Source organism: Paraburkholderia sp., from assembly GCF_036488795.1.
GTDB lineage: Bacteria > Pseudomonadota > Gammaproteobacteria > Burkholderiales > Burkholderiaceae > Paraburkholderia.
In genome coordinates, this window is the sequence record NZ_DASXHA010000163.1 from 22,530 (window position 1) to 36,377 (window position 13,848).

The window sequence follows — 13,848 nt, forward strand, 5'->3', positions numbered from 1 at the left end:
TCGGCACATGCGCTCGCGTTGCCTGGTCGTTTCGCTTGCTTCGCCCCGCTCCCGAACATCGTCCTTCGCCTTCGCGCTGCTCTGCGTCGCGCTGGCCGTCGCGCACGGCCCGCGTGCGCTCGCCGAGGGCCCGTTTGGGCTGACGAGCACGAGTTTCCACGACGGCGGCACGGTCGACGCCGCCCAGGTTTTCGATCAGGACGACTGCAAAGGCGCGAACCGCTCGCCACAGCTCGCCTGGCACGATGCGCCCGCCGGCACGCGCAGCTTTGCGATCACCATCTTCGACCCCGACGCACCCGGCCCCGGCTGGTGGCACTGGGCCGTCGCGCAGATCCCCGCCAGCGTCAACCACTTGCCGGAAAACGCCAGTGCATCGGGGTTTCTGAAAAAGCTGGGCGCGGTCGAGGCGCGCAACGACTTCGATGTCGAAGGCTACGGCGGCCCGTGTCCGCCGCCTGGCAAGCCGCATCGTTATGTCGTCACGGTGTTTGCGCTCAATACGACGGATTTGCGGCTCGCTCAGGGCCGGCCCGCGCTGATGTTCGACCACGAGATCAACACGGCGACGCTGGGTAGCGCGCGAATCGTGGTGAACTACAGCCGCTAGGCCGCTTTCACCGCTTCATTCGTGTGCCAGCAGCATAGCTGCGCCGTCTGACTGACGCGCGCTCAAACTCCTGGAGAATGGCATGTCGAAGATCGTCATCGTGTATCACAGCGGTTATGGCCACACGAAGAAAGTCGCCGAGGCGGTGCTGGCGGGCACGCTCGACGCCGGTGCCGACGCGAAACTGATCGCGGTCGGCGAACTGGACGATGCCGGCTGGGCCGAGCTCGATGCCGCCGACGCCATCATCTTCGGCGCCCCGACCTACATGGGCGGCGCCTCCGCCGACTTCAAGCGGTTCGCCGACGCCAGCTCGAAGCCCTGGCTCGCCCAGAAATGGAAGGACAAGATCGCGGCTGGCTTTACCAATTCCGGAAGCATGAACGGCGACAAGTTTTCGACCATCCAGTACCTCGTCACGCTTGCCATGCAGCACAGCATGATCTGGGTGGGCACCGGCATGATGCCTGCGAATACGAAGGCCGCGACCCGCGACGACCTGAACTACCTCGGCGGCTTCACCGGCTTGCTGGCGCAGTCGCCGGCCGATGCCTCCGCGGAAGAAGCACCGCCGCCGGGCGATCTGGAAACCGCGCGAGTGTTCGGCGCGCGCGTCGCCGAAGTCACGGCGCGCTGGACTGCCGCGCGCTAACCCGCCCTCATTGGCTTGCATCTGCGGCATAAAAGCTTCATCAGCCTGTCATTTGCACGGCGCAACGTCATTTTTAAGCGCCGTTTGCGCACGCGCCGCCATACGGTCTTAAAATGACGTTCCGGCGCGTTCCAGCGCCGTCATTTTGTATTCCCGCCAGCCAGTGAGATTGAGATGAGCACGAAAGTTTTTGTCGACGGACAGGAAGGCACGACCGGCCTGAAGATTTTTGAATACCTGTCGCAACGCGCCGACGTCGAGATCCTGCGTATTGAAGAAGCGAAGCGCAAGGACCTCGAAGAGCGCCGTCGTCTCATCAATGCGTCGGACGTCACCTTCCTGTGCCTGCCGGATGTCGCCTCGCGCGAATCGGCTTCGCTCGTCGCCAACGATCACACCGTGCTGATCGACGCCAGCACCGCGTTTCGCACCAGCGCCGACTGGGCTTACGGCTTGCCGGAACTCGCCCGCTCGCAACGTGAGCGGCTGCGCTCGGCGAAGCGCATTGCCGTGCCGGGCTGCCACGCGTCGGCATTCGTGCTGGCCATGCGCCCGCTCGTCGAAGCCGGCGTGGTCACCGCGGACTTTGCTGCGCACAGTTATTCGATCACCGGCTACAGCGGTGGCGGCAAGAAGATGATTGCAGACTACGAAGCAGGCGGCAACGACAGGCTCAAGAGCCCGCGTCCTTATGCGCTTGGCCTCACGCACAAGCATCTGCCAGAAATGGCGGCGCACACGGGTTTGAAGTCTGCGCCGGTGTTTACGCCGATCGTCGGCGACTTCTACAAGGGTCTCGCCGTCACCACCTACTTTTCTCCCAGCCAGCTTGCGAAGAAGGCGTCGCCCCAAGACGTGCTCGCGCTGTTCTCCGAGTACTACGCCGGTGAAGCCTTCGTACGCGTCGCACCGTTCAATGCGGACGAAAATCTCGACAGCGGCTTCTTCGACGTTCAGGCCAACAACGACACGAATCGCGTCGACCTGTTCGTATTCGGCAATGAAGAGCGTTTCGTGACGGTTGCGCGCCTGGACAACCTGGGCAAGGGCGCCTCGGGCGCGGCGATCCAATGCATGAACCTCGCGATCGGCGCACCCGAAGAAAGCGGCTTGAAACGCTAAGCGCTTCCCGTCCCGACGGCGCCTCGCCGTCGCTCACCAAAAAGTCGGTTTTCTCAAACCGGCTTTTTTCGTTTCAAATACCCGTTTAAAGCTCCACTCACCGCGCCCTGCTCCGTATTAATCCGGGTTACTTCAAAAAAGCAAATTAAAAGTTAAAACGAAAAATCGGTAATTCGTTCTCTGCCGCCGCCCCGCATGCATAGATTGCCGCCTGGGGAAACACCGGATTTTTCCGCGAACGGTCGTTCGCAGATGATAGAGCCATTTTGCCGTGACGCCTGACTAGCAAGGATGTGCGGCAAAGCAACGAGCACTGCCTCCGTACTCAAAAATCGTTTTTTGTTTAAAAGGCTCGCCAACCTCACGGTGGCCTGAGTCTCGCGTTTCAGCGGCTGTTTGAATCGTTCTTTTTAGACGGTTCTTTCAATTGACAGCCAATAAGTGCGCAGCGAAATTACTTCGCACAATTACACGAAGGGAGACAGCAGCATGTCGGACGTGATAACCCGAGGGCTGGTATTGGCCATTGCCACAGCCCCTTTGCTGATCGCATGCGGTGGAGGCAACGCGAGCGATCCGGCGCCGATCAACACCCCGCAATGTTCCGGAGCGAGCTGCCCGGTGCAGGGTCCGCCGCCCCAGGGCACGGTTGCTGCGCTGTGCCCAGCGACTGCGGACATCGGCAATGGCTCGTATCTGGGTGGCGCCGGCAGCGGCGAGGTGGTGAGCCTGAACATCAACGCCACGGCGATGACGTACAGCCTGACGTGGCTGCAATCGCCGATTCCGCTGCATACCGGCGAAGTCACGCCGACCCGCGCGGGCGTGACGGTCACGGGCGCCGTCGTCCATCCGCCTGCCGGCACACTGCCCACGGCCGAACAGACGCGCTGTGCCTTCATCCTCACGCCGGGCAGCGGCACCGCGGCTGTCGACGGTTCCACCTACTCGACCGCGGCGACCTTCAACCAGGCGAATCCGCCGATGGTTCTGATCGGTCTCGGCGTCGCCGGTGGTGGCATTCCCGGGGCGGCGATCCAGTACAACGGCTTCCAGCCGACCGCTGCTGTGCTCGGACCGCAACTGTCGTCGCTGCTCGGCATCAACCTGTTTCCGGTTGCGGCGCGCAACTTCGACTTCTATCCGTTCCTCGGCTTCACGAGCGTCGACACGAACCTCGCGGACCTGAAGGGCAATTACAACGCGCTCTTCTACCATTTGCAGCCGTCCAACAAATACGCCACCACGGCGACGACGGCTCAGGAATCGTTCGATGGCGCGGGCAACTGCTCGGTGCCATCGGGTGCGAGCAATACGGCATGCGAATCGACGGGGCAGACGTGGACCGCCGTGTCGGGTCAGTCGTACTTCACCAGCCAGGACGCGCCCCGCCTGATGCCCGCGCCGTCGCTGCTCGGCGGCGTGGTGACCTTCCCGATCGCAGCCAGCGCCAACATGATTCTCGGCAAGGTCAACGGACAGGTGATCCCGCTCGTGGTGAGAACCGGCCAGGTGGATCCGACCAATCTGGTGGTCGACGACGAGTCCGGCATCGCAATGCTTGCCGGCGCGACGCAAATCCAGTCGGGTGCGATCAACGGCGGCTACGTGGGCGCCGATTCGAACTTCGACTACACCGCGACGCTGTTGCAAAGCGCGGGCGGGACCTTCGTCAACCCCACCACCTCAAGCGCTGAAAGCGCGTTCGCTCTCGATTACAGCCAGCAGCACACCGGCCTGCTCGGCGTGACGGACACGCAAGGCAACACGGGCAGCCTGATTGCGTCGGGCGGACTGTACGCGATCTTCATCAACGGTGAGGAAAACGGCGGCGTGACGGCCTCGTCGGCCAATAGCGACACGCTGAACCAGCCGTACTTCGGGATAGGCGCGCAGATCAGCAAGTAGTTGCCCGCGCAACGAGTAGAGAACCCGATCAAGAGATGGCTGGACAGGGAGCCGGCCATTCACAACGAGAACATCCAGAAGGGGGCGATATGAAATGGAAATTCCTCACTGCACTGGCTCTGGCAGCGCCGCTGCTTGCGGCATGCGGCGGCGGCGGCAGCAGTTCACCGGCGCCGGTGGTGCAGGCGCTGTGTCCGACCTCGCTTGACTACAACACGGTCTACACCGGCGGCGGCGGCGACGGCGAACTCGTCAAGCTGCAACTCGACACGACCAGAATGACCTGGCAGATCAGCTACATCGAGTCGCCCATTCCGGCCGCGACCGGGACCGTCACTCCAACGCGAGCAGGCACCACCGCCAGCGGCACGCTGACTCAGGAAACCGGCCTGCCGACCGCCAAGCTCAATCAATGCGCGTTCCAGCTGAATGGCGCGAGCCTCGACCCGAACCGTCCGGCGCGCGTCTTCGTAGGGGAAGGGGTCGCGGGCGGCACCATTCCGGGCGCGCGGATCCAGTTCGGCGGCGTGCTCGGCGTGGGCGCCGTGCCCGATACGACGTTCCCGTATTACCCGTTCATCGGCTTCTCTTCGATCGAGACCAACATCGCGAACGTGGCCGGCACCTACAACCAGCTCGGCTATCACCAGATCCCGTCGCAGAACTTCTTGCCGGTCACAGTGGACTCGAAGATCACCATCAATGCGGACGGAACCTGGAGCGAGTGCGATAACAGCGGCATCAACGCCGGCAAGTGTCAGCAGCCTGGCAGCAACCTCGTGCAGTCCTCCGACGGCAGCGGCGCGTTCGAAACGGATAACTTCCAGGGCCAGGCCAAAGCAACCCTCGCGACGACGCCGATCGCCAAGGGCTTCATGATCGTCGGCAAGCTGCGCAACCAGCTCGTGCCGATCCTGGTGCGCACCGGCGCGGCCAATCCGGCGGCCCTGCAGGCCGACGACGAATCGGGCATTTCCATTCTCGCGCCGCAAAGCGCGGTTGCGGTGAACTCGCAGAACGGCGAGTACATCGGCGTCGACAGTCAGTTCGACTATCGCACCACGGCCCTGGAAGGCACGCAGGCCACGCTGCTCGATCCGTTCAACGCGTCGCAGGCATCACTCGCGACCGCGCTGGATCTGGACTTCACCGAGAGCGTGCCGGGCGTCGTGACGACGACCCAGGTGGGCGCCTCGACGGGCACCACCCCGACCGGAAAGATGATCTTCACCGGCGGCGTGTTCGGCTATCTCGATCTGACGACGGCCTCGTCGCCGTACTTCACGATCGGCGCGTTCGTCCAGTAATCGAAGCAACACACTCTGCCACTACGTAACGAGGCGACCGCTCCCGGGTTGCTGCCTGAGAAGCCGTATTGGCTCAGGCAGCTAGCCGGGTCTGCAAGGAACGCGCTGGCGAAGCGGGAAGCTAAACCCGCCGCCGCGCGCAGCAGGGACGCCCGCTCAGGAGGAACGTAATGAAAAGAATGCTCATCGCGGCGCTGGCCATGTGCCTGTCAGCCGGCGCCTATGCCCAGCATGCCGGCGACAACGTTGCCGTGCTCGGCTGGTTTCACGTGATGCCGCAGGATTCCAGCACGCCGCTCACGACCACCGTCGCGCCGGCGCCGATCAACACGCCCTTGCGTTTGCCGAATTCGTTCACCTCGTCGGGCACCAGCCTGTCGACGAACAGCGCGGACACGATGGGTCTCGTGTTCAGCCACTTCATCACCGATCACATTGCAGTGACGTCGGTGGCGGGCGTGCCGCCCGTCTTCGAGATCTACGGACACGGCACGATCAAGCCGCCCGGACCGGCCGGCGCGCTCGGCAGTCAGAACCTGGGGGACCCGTCGAGCAATCCCATCGTGAAAAAGGTCCGCCAATGGAGTCCGGCGGCGCTCCTGCAGTATTACTTCGGGCAGCCGACGGCCAAATTCCGGCCCTTCCTTGGCGTGGGCGTGTCGTACAACTGGTTCTCGGACATCCAGCTCAATCCGAATTTCGTGACTGCGACGCAGAATAACCTCGGCGCCGTGCTGGCAGCGGGCGCAGGCAAGCCGGGACAGACGCAGGTCTCGGCGAAGGCTTCGTCGTCGTGGCAGCCGGTGTTTAACGCCGGGGCTGAGTACAACGTGACGGACCACTGGGGGATCGTGGCTTCAGTGACTTATATCCCGCTGAAAACCACGTCGTCTGTGATCATCAAGGCCGCCGACGGCAGCGAGCTTGCCGTCAGCAAGGCACAGTTGAGCGCTGACCCGATTATTTCGTTTTTAGCGGTCTCCTACCGGTTTTAAAGCCTGCAGTTCTTGCCCCTGGCGCGGGCATGTCTGGCTCCCGATATTTTTGGGCAAAAAAAAAGCCCGCCTATGTGGGCGGGCTGAATCCATATCAGAGGAGACATGGAGGAGACAAGACGGACTATAGCAAATGGTTTGGTGCGACGCAACAATAGAATTAGGGTTGACCCTTTGTGTTGGTTTTTTGCAACATATCTTGACTGCTTGCTGGGTGCGTTCTAACTGAAGGTTGGTCTTCCGGTGACGCCATTTGGGCTATTGCCGACGACGCTTACCTTTACCTGCTTCCCGCGCGGTCTATTTGCGCTGCCTTCGGGCGGCCGTGGCAGCGCGACATGCCTTAACGTCCCGCCCGCCGAGCGGACACACGGCCCAGTACAGCAAAGTCCTTTTCGCCGTCGCCGTGTGCAATCGCATCGACGAGGCTGTCGCGCACCACGCTCAAAACCGGCAGCGGCGTCGACACCGCGTCGGCTGCAGCCAGCGCCAGACGCACATCCTTGAGTCCAAGACGCGCCTTGAACAAGGCCGGCTCGTAGCGCTGCTCGGCAATCATCTTGCCGTAGCCCTGATAGACCGGGCCGGGGAACGGACCACCCGTGATCACGTCGAGAAAGTCCTGCATGGCAATGCCGTGTCCGGTGACTAGCGTGGCCGCCTCGCCGAGCGTCTCGACGGCTGCTGCGAGCATGAAATTCGCGGCGAGCTTGATCACGTTCGCCTGCTGCGGCAGCGAGCCGATCCGCCACGTCTTCTGGCCAATCGCGTCGAACAGCGGCTGCACGCGGTCGATCGCTTCCGCCGGGCCGCCCGCCACGATCGTCAGCTTCGCCGCGGCAGCGGCGTCGGGGCGCCCCAGCACGGGCGCGGCAACGTAGTTCAGTCCGCGCGATGCATGAGCATGGGCGAGCTGCTCGGCAAGCTCGACCGAGATGGTCGCCATATTCACGTGAATCAGCCCGCGCGGCGCATGCTCCAGCAGCGCAGCGTCGATCACGGCGCGCAGCGCGGCGTCGTCGGCGAGCATCGAAAACACGGCGTCGCCGGCAAACGCATCAGCGGGCGAAGCCACCACCTTCGCGCCCAACGCGGCTAGCGGCTCCGCGCGCTCCGGTGACCGATTCCAGACCCGTACCTGGTGTCCGGCTTTCAGTATGTTTTCAACCATGGCGGAGCCCATCTCGCCAAGCCCGATAAATCCGATGTCCATCTGTCACTCCAGTCTTCAAAAGAAACGAAAGTAGAGCACAGCCTTGCGACACGTGCAGGAAGCACGCCCGGAAACACGGTGCCATACTCATGTGATGGTCCACGCCACCTTCCGTTTCTACGAGGAATTGAACGACTTTCTCGCCCGGCCGCTGCGCCGGCGTGCGTTCAGTTGTGCATGTGCGAAAGGCGCAAGTACCAAGCATATGATCGAGGCGCTGGGCGTGCCGCATACGGAAGTGGAACTGATTCTGGTGAACGGCGACTCGGTGGGATTCGACCGGCAACTCGAAGAGGGCGACCGCGTCGCGGTGTATCCGAAATTCGAATCGATCGACATCCGGCCGTTGCTACGCGTGCGCGAACGTCCGCTGCGGGTGATGCGCTTCATCGCCGATGCTCACCTGGGCGGCCTCGCGCAACTGCTGAGGCTGGCCGGCTTCGACACGCTCTACGACAACCACTATCCCGACGCCGATATTGAAGAACTGGCTGCGGCGGAACACCGCATCGTACTGACGCGCGACCGGGAGTTACTCAAGCGCCGCACGATTACGCACGGCTGCTACGTGCGCACGCTGAAGCCGCAAGCGCAATTGCGGGAGATCTTCGACCGGCTCGATCTGGCCGGCAGCGCGCAACCGTTTCGCCTGTGCCTGATGTGCAACGCACCGCTGCGGCGCATTGCAAAAGACGAAGTGGCCGGGCGCGCGCCCGAAGGAGTGCTTGAGCGGCACACGCAGTTCGTCACGTGCGACATATGCCGGCGCGTGTTCTGGGAGGGCACGCACTGGCGACACATGCGTGCGTTGATGGACAGCGTGGCGAGCGCGCGCGCCTGAGCCTGACCAAACGAAGCGCCATTGCGCACCCGCCGGGACGCTGCGGATGGCTGACGAGGCGGCGCGGTGCGTACAATGCGGGATTACCTATCATGCAGAGGCATTTCGTATGGCGATGAAAAAATTCGACCTTGAGAAGAACAAGGCGCTCAAGCTGACCAATTCGATGAAACTGGCAGGCGGCGAACGATTCGGCAAGGGCGCCGCTGAAGCGCCGGCGCTGGACCGGCGCGAACAGCGGAAACTGGATCAGGCGCAAGGGCTCGTGCCGTTTGCCTGCAAGTTGAACGTCGAGATTGTTGAGGTATTGAAGGAGAAGGCTGCGCAACACCCGGATGGCATGACGGGGTTGCTCACCGAAGTGATCAAGCGGGGCCTTGAAGGGGCGTAAAGCAGATCTTCGTCCCCAACTGGCCGGCACTTTCGAAACTGAGCGACATCAGTTGCTCGTAGCCGGCATGGCCGGGACCACGGGCGCGCCGTGGCGGCTGTTCTTCCCCAGCAAAGCGACATGGTCGACAAGCGTATTCACGCTGCGCGTCATGAAATGCGAGCGTGATGCGCAACTTAGACGAGGTTGCGCAGCAAGCTTGCTGTTTCCTGCAACGTAGGCAGCACCCGATGCAGCGCCGCGTTAGCCGATTCCTGGCCAATCGGCATGCTCACACTGATCGCGGCGACCACGGAACCATGCCGGTCGCGCAGCGGCACGGCGACACCGCGCATGCCCAGCTCCAGTTGCTGATCCGTGACGACATAACCGTTGCGGCGAGTCTCGGCCAGCACCTCGCGCAACTGCTCGATGGTCGAATAGGTTTGTGGCGTGAAGACCTTGATCTCGTATGAAGCGAGCCATTGCTCGATATCGTCGGGCGCCTGGAACGCGAGCAGGATCAAGCCCGCCGACGACAAAGGCGCCGGTGCACGCGAGCCGAGCACGAAGCCCACCGCCATCGCCCGATTCACGCCGTTACGCGCGACGTAGACCACATCGTGTTCATCGAGAATCGCCACCAGCGCGGTTTCCTGCACCGCTGCCGTGATTCGCTGCAAGAACGGCTGCACAGTGCGCGGCAAGCGCGCTGAATCCAGATACGATTGCCCGAGGCGCAACACGCGAGGCGCGAGCCAGAACAGCTTGCCGTCGGTATCCACGTAGCCGAGTTCGTGCAGCGTCAGCAGATAGCGGCGCGCCGCCGTGCGCGACAGTGCCGCCCGCGAGGCCACCATGGTCGGAGTCATCCGCGCGTGTTCCTCGTCGAATGCCTCGATGATCGAGAGTGCCTTCGCCGCACCGGCGATCCGGTCCTTGTCATCCATCCTGTCCGCCTGAGTATCCGGGCGCGGCGTTCCTCCTGGCGGAAGCGGCACCCTTGCGCGATTATCGCGCAGGATGCGGCACAAAGGCTTATCTGCAGGTCGTGCCCCGAACGAGCCCGGTTATCATGTATGCCCCGCCGTTCTGCAACGAACGCGGCCCGTCTCACCAACCAGAAGAACGCTTCGTTTGAACCTCGACACCCGCAAACACCTGCGCGCCAACCTCCTGATGCTGTTCGCCGCCATGATCTGGGGCTCGGCCTTCGTTGCGCAACGCCTCAGCCTCGACGTCATCGGGCCGTTTCTGTTCACGGGCTTGCGCTTCCTTCTAGGAGCGGGCGTCGTGCTGGTGTTGATGGCGTTTCTACGGCCAGCTGCAGCAGCGGTCCTTCCGGCGTCGCAGACTCTGCAAGAACCTGTCGCCCGCAAGCCGCGCGCATGGCTCGCGCCAGGCGTGCTGCTCGGCCTGGTGCTGGCGGTCTCGATCTCATTGCAGCAGATCGGGCTGCGCTACACGCTGGTCGCCAACGCCGGCTTCATCAGTTCGTTGTACGTGGTGATCGTGCCTTTGATCGGCGTGGTATTGCGCCACCAGACGGGTATCGGAACGTGGCTCGGCGCGTTGCTGGCAGCCGTGGGCATGTATTTTCTGAGCGTCAACGAGCACTTTTCGATCCAGTATGGCGACTGGTATCAGCTCGCCGGCGCAGTGCTGATTTCAGGCCAGGTGATGCTGGTGGGACACTTTGCACGCCGTCATGACCCGCTCGTGCTGGCGCTGGTGCAATTCGTGACCTGTGGGTTGGTGTGTCTGCTGACTGGCTTGGTCTGCGAGCCGGTTCACCTTGCCGACCTCGTACGCGCTGCACCCACCATTCTGTACGGCGGCGCGTTATCCGTCGGGATCGCCTATACGATTCAGGTCGTCGCGCAAAAAGATGCCGCGCCCGCGCACGCAGCCGTGATCTTCAGTATGGAAGGGGTGTTTGCCGCGCTCGCGGGCTGGCTCGTGCTGGGCGAGACCCTGGCGCCGCGCGCTTTGCTCGGCTGCGGCTTGATGCTGACCGGGTTGATTGTGTGTCAGGTGATGCCGGCATGGGTGAAGCGGCGCCAGGCGTCGTTCGGCTAGTGACTTGCAGGCGGTGCAAGCCTTGCGCACCGCTCCTGCTTCATTGCGAATTGACCAGACCGAGGCGCATCGCGATATCGTCATTCGCTACCTTGCGGCTGTCAGCGGTAGGCGGAAACACGCACCAGCAACCGTCGTCGTGACGGAAGAAAAACAAGCCGCGCGCACCGGCCGCTAAGGCCGTTTCCACTCGCACATAGCGGCGGCGGCCGGCGCGGGTGCGGCTGAATTCGGTGACGTGCACAGAGCCGGATGGGCCTGGCGCCAACCACTTCTCGACCAGGAACCGCAGGGATCGCTCGCTCGCTGCTCTCATGAGCGCCTCCCCACGAATCCGTCACGCGCCGTGTCGCGCGCATCTTCGGCATTCTCGCCGGCGGAGGCGTCGTCTTCGTCGGTCATCGCCAGTTCCATTGCCCGGTTGGTTGCTGCGGCTCTCAACGTCCTGCATTGCGCAGAATGCCGGATGTCTGAAAGTAGATGGACAAGCTGTCGTGCCGTTCTGCGTTTCATCGCACACCCCCGCACTGCACCAGTAACCTGAGAAAGCACTTTAACTTTATGCCTGGATAGCTCGTTACTGTGTGGTTTTTGACAAAATAGCAACACTCGCTGTTGAAGTAATGCGCCTCGCCGGCTGCCATCACCCGGCCCTAATGTGCGCGCATTGGCGCACTGCAGTATGTTCGCTGGCGAGCGCAACGCTCTTTTTGTTGGCGTCGCAATTTTTGCGCCCGACGCACGCTCTCACCACTCCACGAGTTGCTAAAAAGAGATTTTGAAAGCGCTCACCGTGGGAGTTATCCACGGACAGCTCTGGATAACTTCGGTATGGCTTCGCTAACAGCCTGTGCGCGAATTCTTGATAACCCGCACCCGCGTCAAAACGGCGCCCGAGTTATCCTCGGCCCGGCCGGTCTGTGCACGCGCGCTCCGCATTGTTATGGTTTTATTACAGCGTTGAAGCGAAGAGGAATTTCCCGTTTGTCCACAGGAAGGGGCGTGCCTTGTTAACTATTACTACTTATATATACATATGAAATAAAAGACTGGGGAAAAGTGGGCCCCGTCAAAACGGCGGCTGATCAAAGCATGATCAACCGCTTGTATTCATGTATGACCTCGCAGCCCCGTTGGCTTACTGATTGACGCTGTTCGCGCTAGCCGGCTGCGCGGCATCCGCGTGAGCCATGGCACCCGGAGCAGCAATCAGCGAAGCGGGCGCGCCTGTCAACGCAGCGCTTTTCTCGGCAGCCACTGCGCTCGCAGCTACGGCTGCAGCCGGCACGACCGGGATAGGCGCGGCAACCGGCACCGGAAGCGGCGTAGTCACGACGTTGCTGGAAATCACCGGCGTGGTCCGCACCACCGTTTGCAGATAGTGACCCACCAGGCCAAAGAAACGATCGTAGAACTTGCCGGACGGAATGGTCTCGCTGGATACCTTGACCATCTCGTCGTTGTTCGAGCGGATCGGCAGCGACAGCGAACCGAGCACGCTCAAACCCACGCTTGCCGACGTGTCGCTTTTCTTCAGCGCATAGCCGTTCTGCACGGCGTTCACGTAGACGATGCTGGTATCGCTGGCTTCTTCGCCCGCCGTGCAGACGACGTGAAACTCCACCACGACGTGCGTGTCGCCGGTTGGCTGGAAATTCTTCGTACCGTCGACGGTATCCGGATGGGTCAGAGTCGTCATGTAACCCTGGCTCAGCAGCGCGCGGCGCGCGGCTTCGCAGCTGTCGGTGGTGCTTGCGTTGAAATTGCGGGCAAATGGACTCGCGCCCGTATCGAACAATTCCTGCTGAAACTTCGGCTGCGGCGTGCTCGAGCACGCCGCGAGCGCGGCCAATCCGAGCAGCGACGCTGCGGTGGCTTTGGAAAATGGGGTGCGCATGATTCCGGGAGTCGGACTACTTAACGTCGAATGGCATGCATTGTAGAGCGGATGGCCGACCGGGCGAATACAACCCGCGGAAGGGGTAACACGTTGAAACAAAAAGCTTTGCAGGCCTTTCGTCAGCCGAATGCGCGGCTTCGGACGGGCTCAGGGCGCGGAAGCCGGCGCGGCGGCCGACAGGCCGAGGGCGCCCGGATTGACGGCGGCGCCGCTGCCCGGAACGAAGAAGGCGCTGGCGCTACCGCCGGGCACGGGGCAATTGTCGGAGGACGGTACCTGACACATCCCGCCTTGGGTACCTGCCGTCTGCGCGCCCTCCTCCTCGGCCACCACCGGCGCAAAGGTCTGGATCCGCAGGCTGACCTTTTGCGCGTACGCCATCGAGCCGCCGTAGCTCTTCAGAGCGAGATTCAGATCACCGCCCGCCGACTGCACATAGCCGTGCAGAATGGCCGACCCAGCCTCGATGTTCGCGGTGGGCTCCGTGAGGTCCTTGATGTTGCGCAGCAGCCCCTTGTGGGCCGCCGGCACGACCTGCATCAGCCCGGTCGCACCACGCGGACCCTTGGCCTTCTCCTTGAAGCGGGATTCGATCGAAATGATTGCCAGCAGGAGCGCAGGCGGCAGCGAATACTTGGCTGCTGCGGACTGAACGGCACCCGAGATCTGCTCGGCTTTCGCGCGCGCGAGGCCGAATTTCTGGGTGAGATAGTCAGTGATGTGGTCGTGATCGGTCTCCTCGGCCGTTGCGCCTTGCACCAGGCCCAGCGAAAGCACGATCAGACAGAGGAGTCGGCTCATGAGCGGTTGACGTTAGGGGAGGAGAAGGCCCGTATTATACCGATGCTCGA

General features: G+C 62.6%; 14 protein-coding genes. 9 read left to right on the plus strand and 5 right to left on the minus strand.

The window, feature by feature from the left end; translation table 11 throughout:
- The first annotated feature begins 7 nt into the window (after nt 1-7).
- From VGH41_RS23280 to VGH41_RS23305, 6 genes are all read left to right on the plus strand, one after another.
- Nucleotides 8-610 carry a YbhB/YbcL family Raf kinase inhibitor-like protein gene (locus VGH41_RS23280; protein ID WP_331599992.1) on the plus strand — a complete coding sequence of 201 codons (603 nt, stop codon included), beginning with the start codon at nt 8-10 and terminating at the stop codon, nt 608-610.
- A gap of 82 nt (nt 611-692) precedes the next feature.
- Nucleotides 693-1,262 carry a flavodoxin family protein gene (locus VGH41_RS23285; protein WP_331599993.1) on the plus strand — a complete coding sequence of 190 codons (570 nt, stop codon included), beginning with the start codon at nt 693-695 and terminating at the stop codon, nt 1,260-1,262.
- 174 nt (nt 1,263-1,436) lie between these two features.
- Nucleotides 1,437-2,384 (plus strand): N-acetyl-gamma-glutamyl-phosphate reductase, encoded by a 948-nt coding sequence (gene argC, locus VGH41_RS23290; RefSeq protein WP_331599994.1) that lies wholly within the window; start codon nt 1,437-1,439, stop codon nt 2,382-2,384.
- 489 nt (nt 2,385-2,873) lie between these two features.
- The gene (locus tag VGH41_RS23295) at nt 2,874-4,292 is read left to right on the plus strand and encodes a DUF2957 domain-containing protein (protein ID WP_331599995.1); all 1,419 of its coding nucleotides are present in this window, start codon (nt 2,874-2,876) and stop codon (nt 4,290-4,292) included.
- Between the two features lie 89 nt (nt 4,293-4,381).
- The gene (locus VGH41_RS23300; protein ID WP_331599996.1) at nt 4,382-5,599 is read left to right on the plus strand and encodes a DUF2957 domain-containing protein; all 1,218 of its coding nucleotides are present in this window, start codon (nt 4,382-4,384) and stop codon (nt 5,597-5,599) included.
- A 170-nt stretch (nt 5,600-5,769) separates the two neighbouring features.
- A complete protein-coding gene (locus VGH41_RS23305) occupies nt 5,770-6,594 on the plus strand; it encodes an OmpW/AlkL family protein (protein WP_331599998.1) in 825 nt (274 codons plus the stop codon).
- 343 nt (nt 6,595-6,937) lie between these two features.
- On the opposite strand, the gene VGH41_RS23310 is transcribed toward VGH41_RS23305, so the two are convergent.
- Nucleotides 6,938-7,807, minus strand: a complete 870-nt coding sequence (locus VGH41_RS23310) for an NAD(P)-dependent oxidoreductase (RefSeq protein ID WP_331599999.1) — start codon at nt 7,805-7,807, stop codon at nt 6,938-6,940.
- Between the two features lie 94 nt (nt 7,808-7,901).
- On the opposite strand from VGH41_RS23310, the gene VGH41_RS23315 reads away from it, so the two are divergent.
- Together VGH41_RS23315 and VGH41_RS23320 are read left to right on the plus strand one after the other, a co-directional pair.
- Nucleotides 7,902-8,648: a Mut7-C RNAse domain-containing protein gene (locus VGH41_RS23315; RefSeq protein ID WP_331600001.1), complete on the plus strand. Its 747-nt coding sequence runs from the start codon at nt 7,902-7,904 to the stop codon at nt 8,646-8,648.
- 109 nt (nt 8,649-8,757) lie between these two features.
- Nucleotides 8,758-9,039, plus strand: coding sequence for a hypothetical protein (locus tag VGH41_RS23320; RefSeq protein ID WP_331600091.1), 282 nt, complete (start codon nt 8,758-8,760; stop codon nt 9,037-9,039).
- Between the two features lie 176 nt (nt 9,040-9,215).
- Here the strand turns inward: VGH41_RS23320 and VGH41_RS23325 are convergent, their stop codons facing one another.
- Nucleotides 9,216-9,968 (minus strand): IclR family transcriptional regulator domain-containing protein, encoded by a 753-nt coding sequence (locus VGH41_RS23325; protein WP_331600002.1) that lies wholly within the window; start codon nt 9,966-9,968, stop codon nt 9,216-9,218.
- A 187-nt stretch (nt 9,969-10,155) separates the two neighbouring features.
- Here VGH41_RS23325 and VGH41_RS23330 point away from each other — a divergent pair, with 187 nt between their 5' ends.
- Entirely contained in the window at nt 10,156-11,097 is a 942-nt protein-coding gene (locus VGH41_RS23330) for a DMT family transporter (RefSeq protein ID WP_331600003.1), read from the plus strand.
- A gap of 40 nt (nt 11,098-11,137) precedes the next feature.
- Here VGH41_RS23330 and VGH41_RS23335 read toward each other — a convergent pair whose 3' ends face one another.
- From VGH41_RS23335 to VGH41_RS23345, 3 genes are all read right to left on the minus strand, one after another.
- Complete coding sequence (locus VGH41_RS23335; protein ID WP_331600004.1) at nt 11,138-11,413, minus strand: hypothetical protein; 276 nt, start codon at nt 11,411-11,413, stop codon at nt 11,138-11,140.
- Nucleotides 11,414-12,235: 822 nt separating this feature from the next.
- Nucleotides 12,236-12,994: a DUF2242 domain-containing protein gene (locus VGH41_RS23340; RefSeq protein ID WP_331600005.1), complete on the minus strand. Its 759-nt coding sequence runs from the start codon at nt 12,992-12,994 to the stop codon at nt 12,236-12,238.
- Between the two features lie 150 nt (nt 12,995-13,144).
- The gene (locus VGH41_RS23345; RefSeq protein WP_331600007.1) at nt 13,145-13,798 is read right to left on the minus strand and encodes a lytic transglycosylase domain-containing protein; all 654 of its coding nucleotides are present in this window, start codon (nt 13,796-13,798) and stop codon (nt 13,145-13,147) included.
- Nucleotides 13,799-13,848 lie beyond the last annotated feature (50 nt).

Bases quoted from the DNA above. Each gene is read 5' to 3' on its own strand.
- VGH41_RS23310 (WP_331599999.1), bottom strand. From the start codon at position 7,807: ATGGACATCGGATTTATCGGGCTTGGCGAGATGGGCTCCGCCATGGTT.
- VGH41_RS23305 (WP_331599998.1), top strand. From the start codon at position 5,770: ATGAAAAGAATGCTCATCGCGGCGCTGGCCATGTGCCTGTCAGCCGGC.
- VGH41_RS23280 (WP_331599992.1), top strand. From the start codon at position 8: ATGCGCTCGCGTTGCCTGGTCGTTTCGCTTGCTTCGCCCCGCTCCCGA.
- argC (WP_331599994.1), top strand. From the start codon at position 1,437: ATGAGCACGAAAGTTTTTGTCGACGGACAGGAAGGCACGACCGGCCTG.
- VGH41_RS23335 (WP_331600004.1), bottom strand. From the start codon at position 11,413: ATGAGAGCAGCGAGCGAGCGATCCCTGCGGTTCCTGGTCGAGAAGTGG.
- VGH41_RS23345 (WP_331600007.1), bottom strand. From the start codon at position 13,798: ATGAGCCGACTCCTCTGTCTGATCGTGCTTTCGCTGGGCCTGGTGCAA.
- VGH41_RS23340 (WP_331600005.1), bottom strand. From the start codon at position 12,994: ATGCGCACCCCATTTTCCAAAGCCACCGCAGCGTCGCTGCTCGGATTG.
- VGH41_RS23285 (WP_331599993.1), top strand. From the start codon at position 693: ATGTCGAAGATCGTCATCGTGTATCACAGCGGTTATGGCCACACGAAG.
- VGH41_RS23295 (WP_331599995.1), top strand. From the start codon at position 2,874: ATGTCGGACGTGATAACCCGAGGGCTGGTATTGGCCATTGCCACAGCC.
- VGH41_RS23325 (WP_331600002.1), bottom strand. From the start codon at position 9,968: ATGGATGACAAGGACCGGATCGCCGGTGCGGCGAAGGCACTCTCGATC.
- VGH41_RS23315 (WP_331600001.1), top strand. From the start codon at position 7,902: ATGGTCCACGCCACCTTCCGTTTCTACGAGGAATTGAACGACTTTCTC.
- VGH41_RS23320 (WP_331600091.1), top strand. From the start codon at position 8,758: ATGGCGATGAAAAAATTCGACCTTGAGAAGAACAAGGCGCTCAAGCTG.
- VGH41_RS23300 (WP_331599996.1), top strand. From the start codon at position 4,382: ATGAAATGGAAATTCCTCACTGCACTGGCTCTGGCAGCGCCGCTGCTT.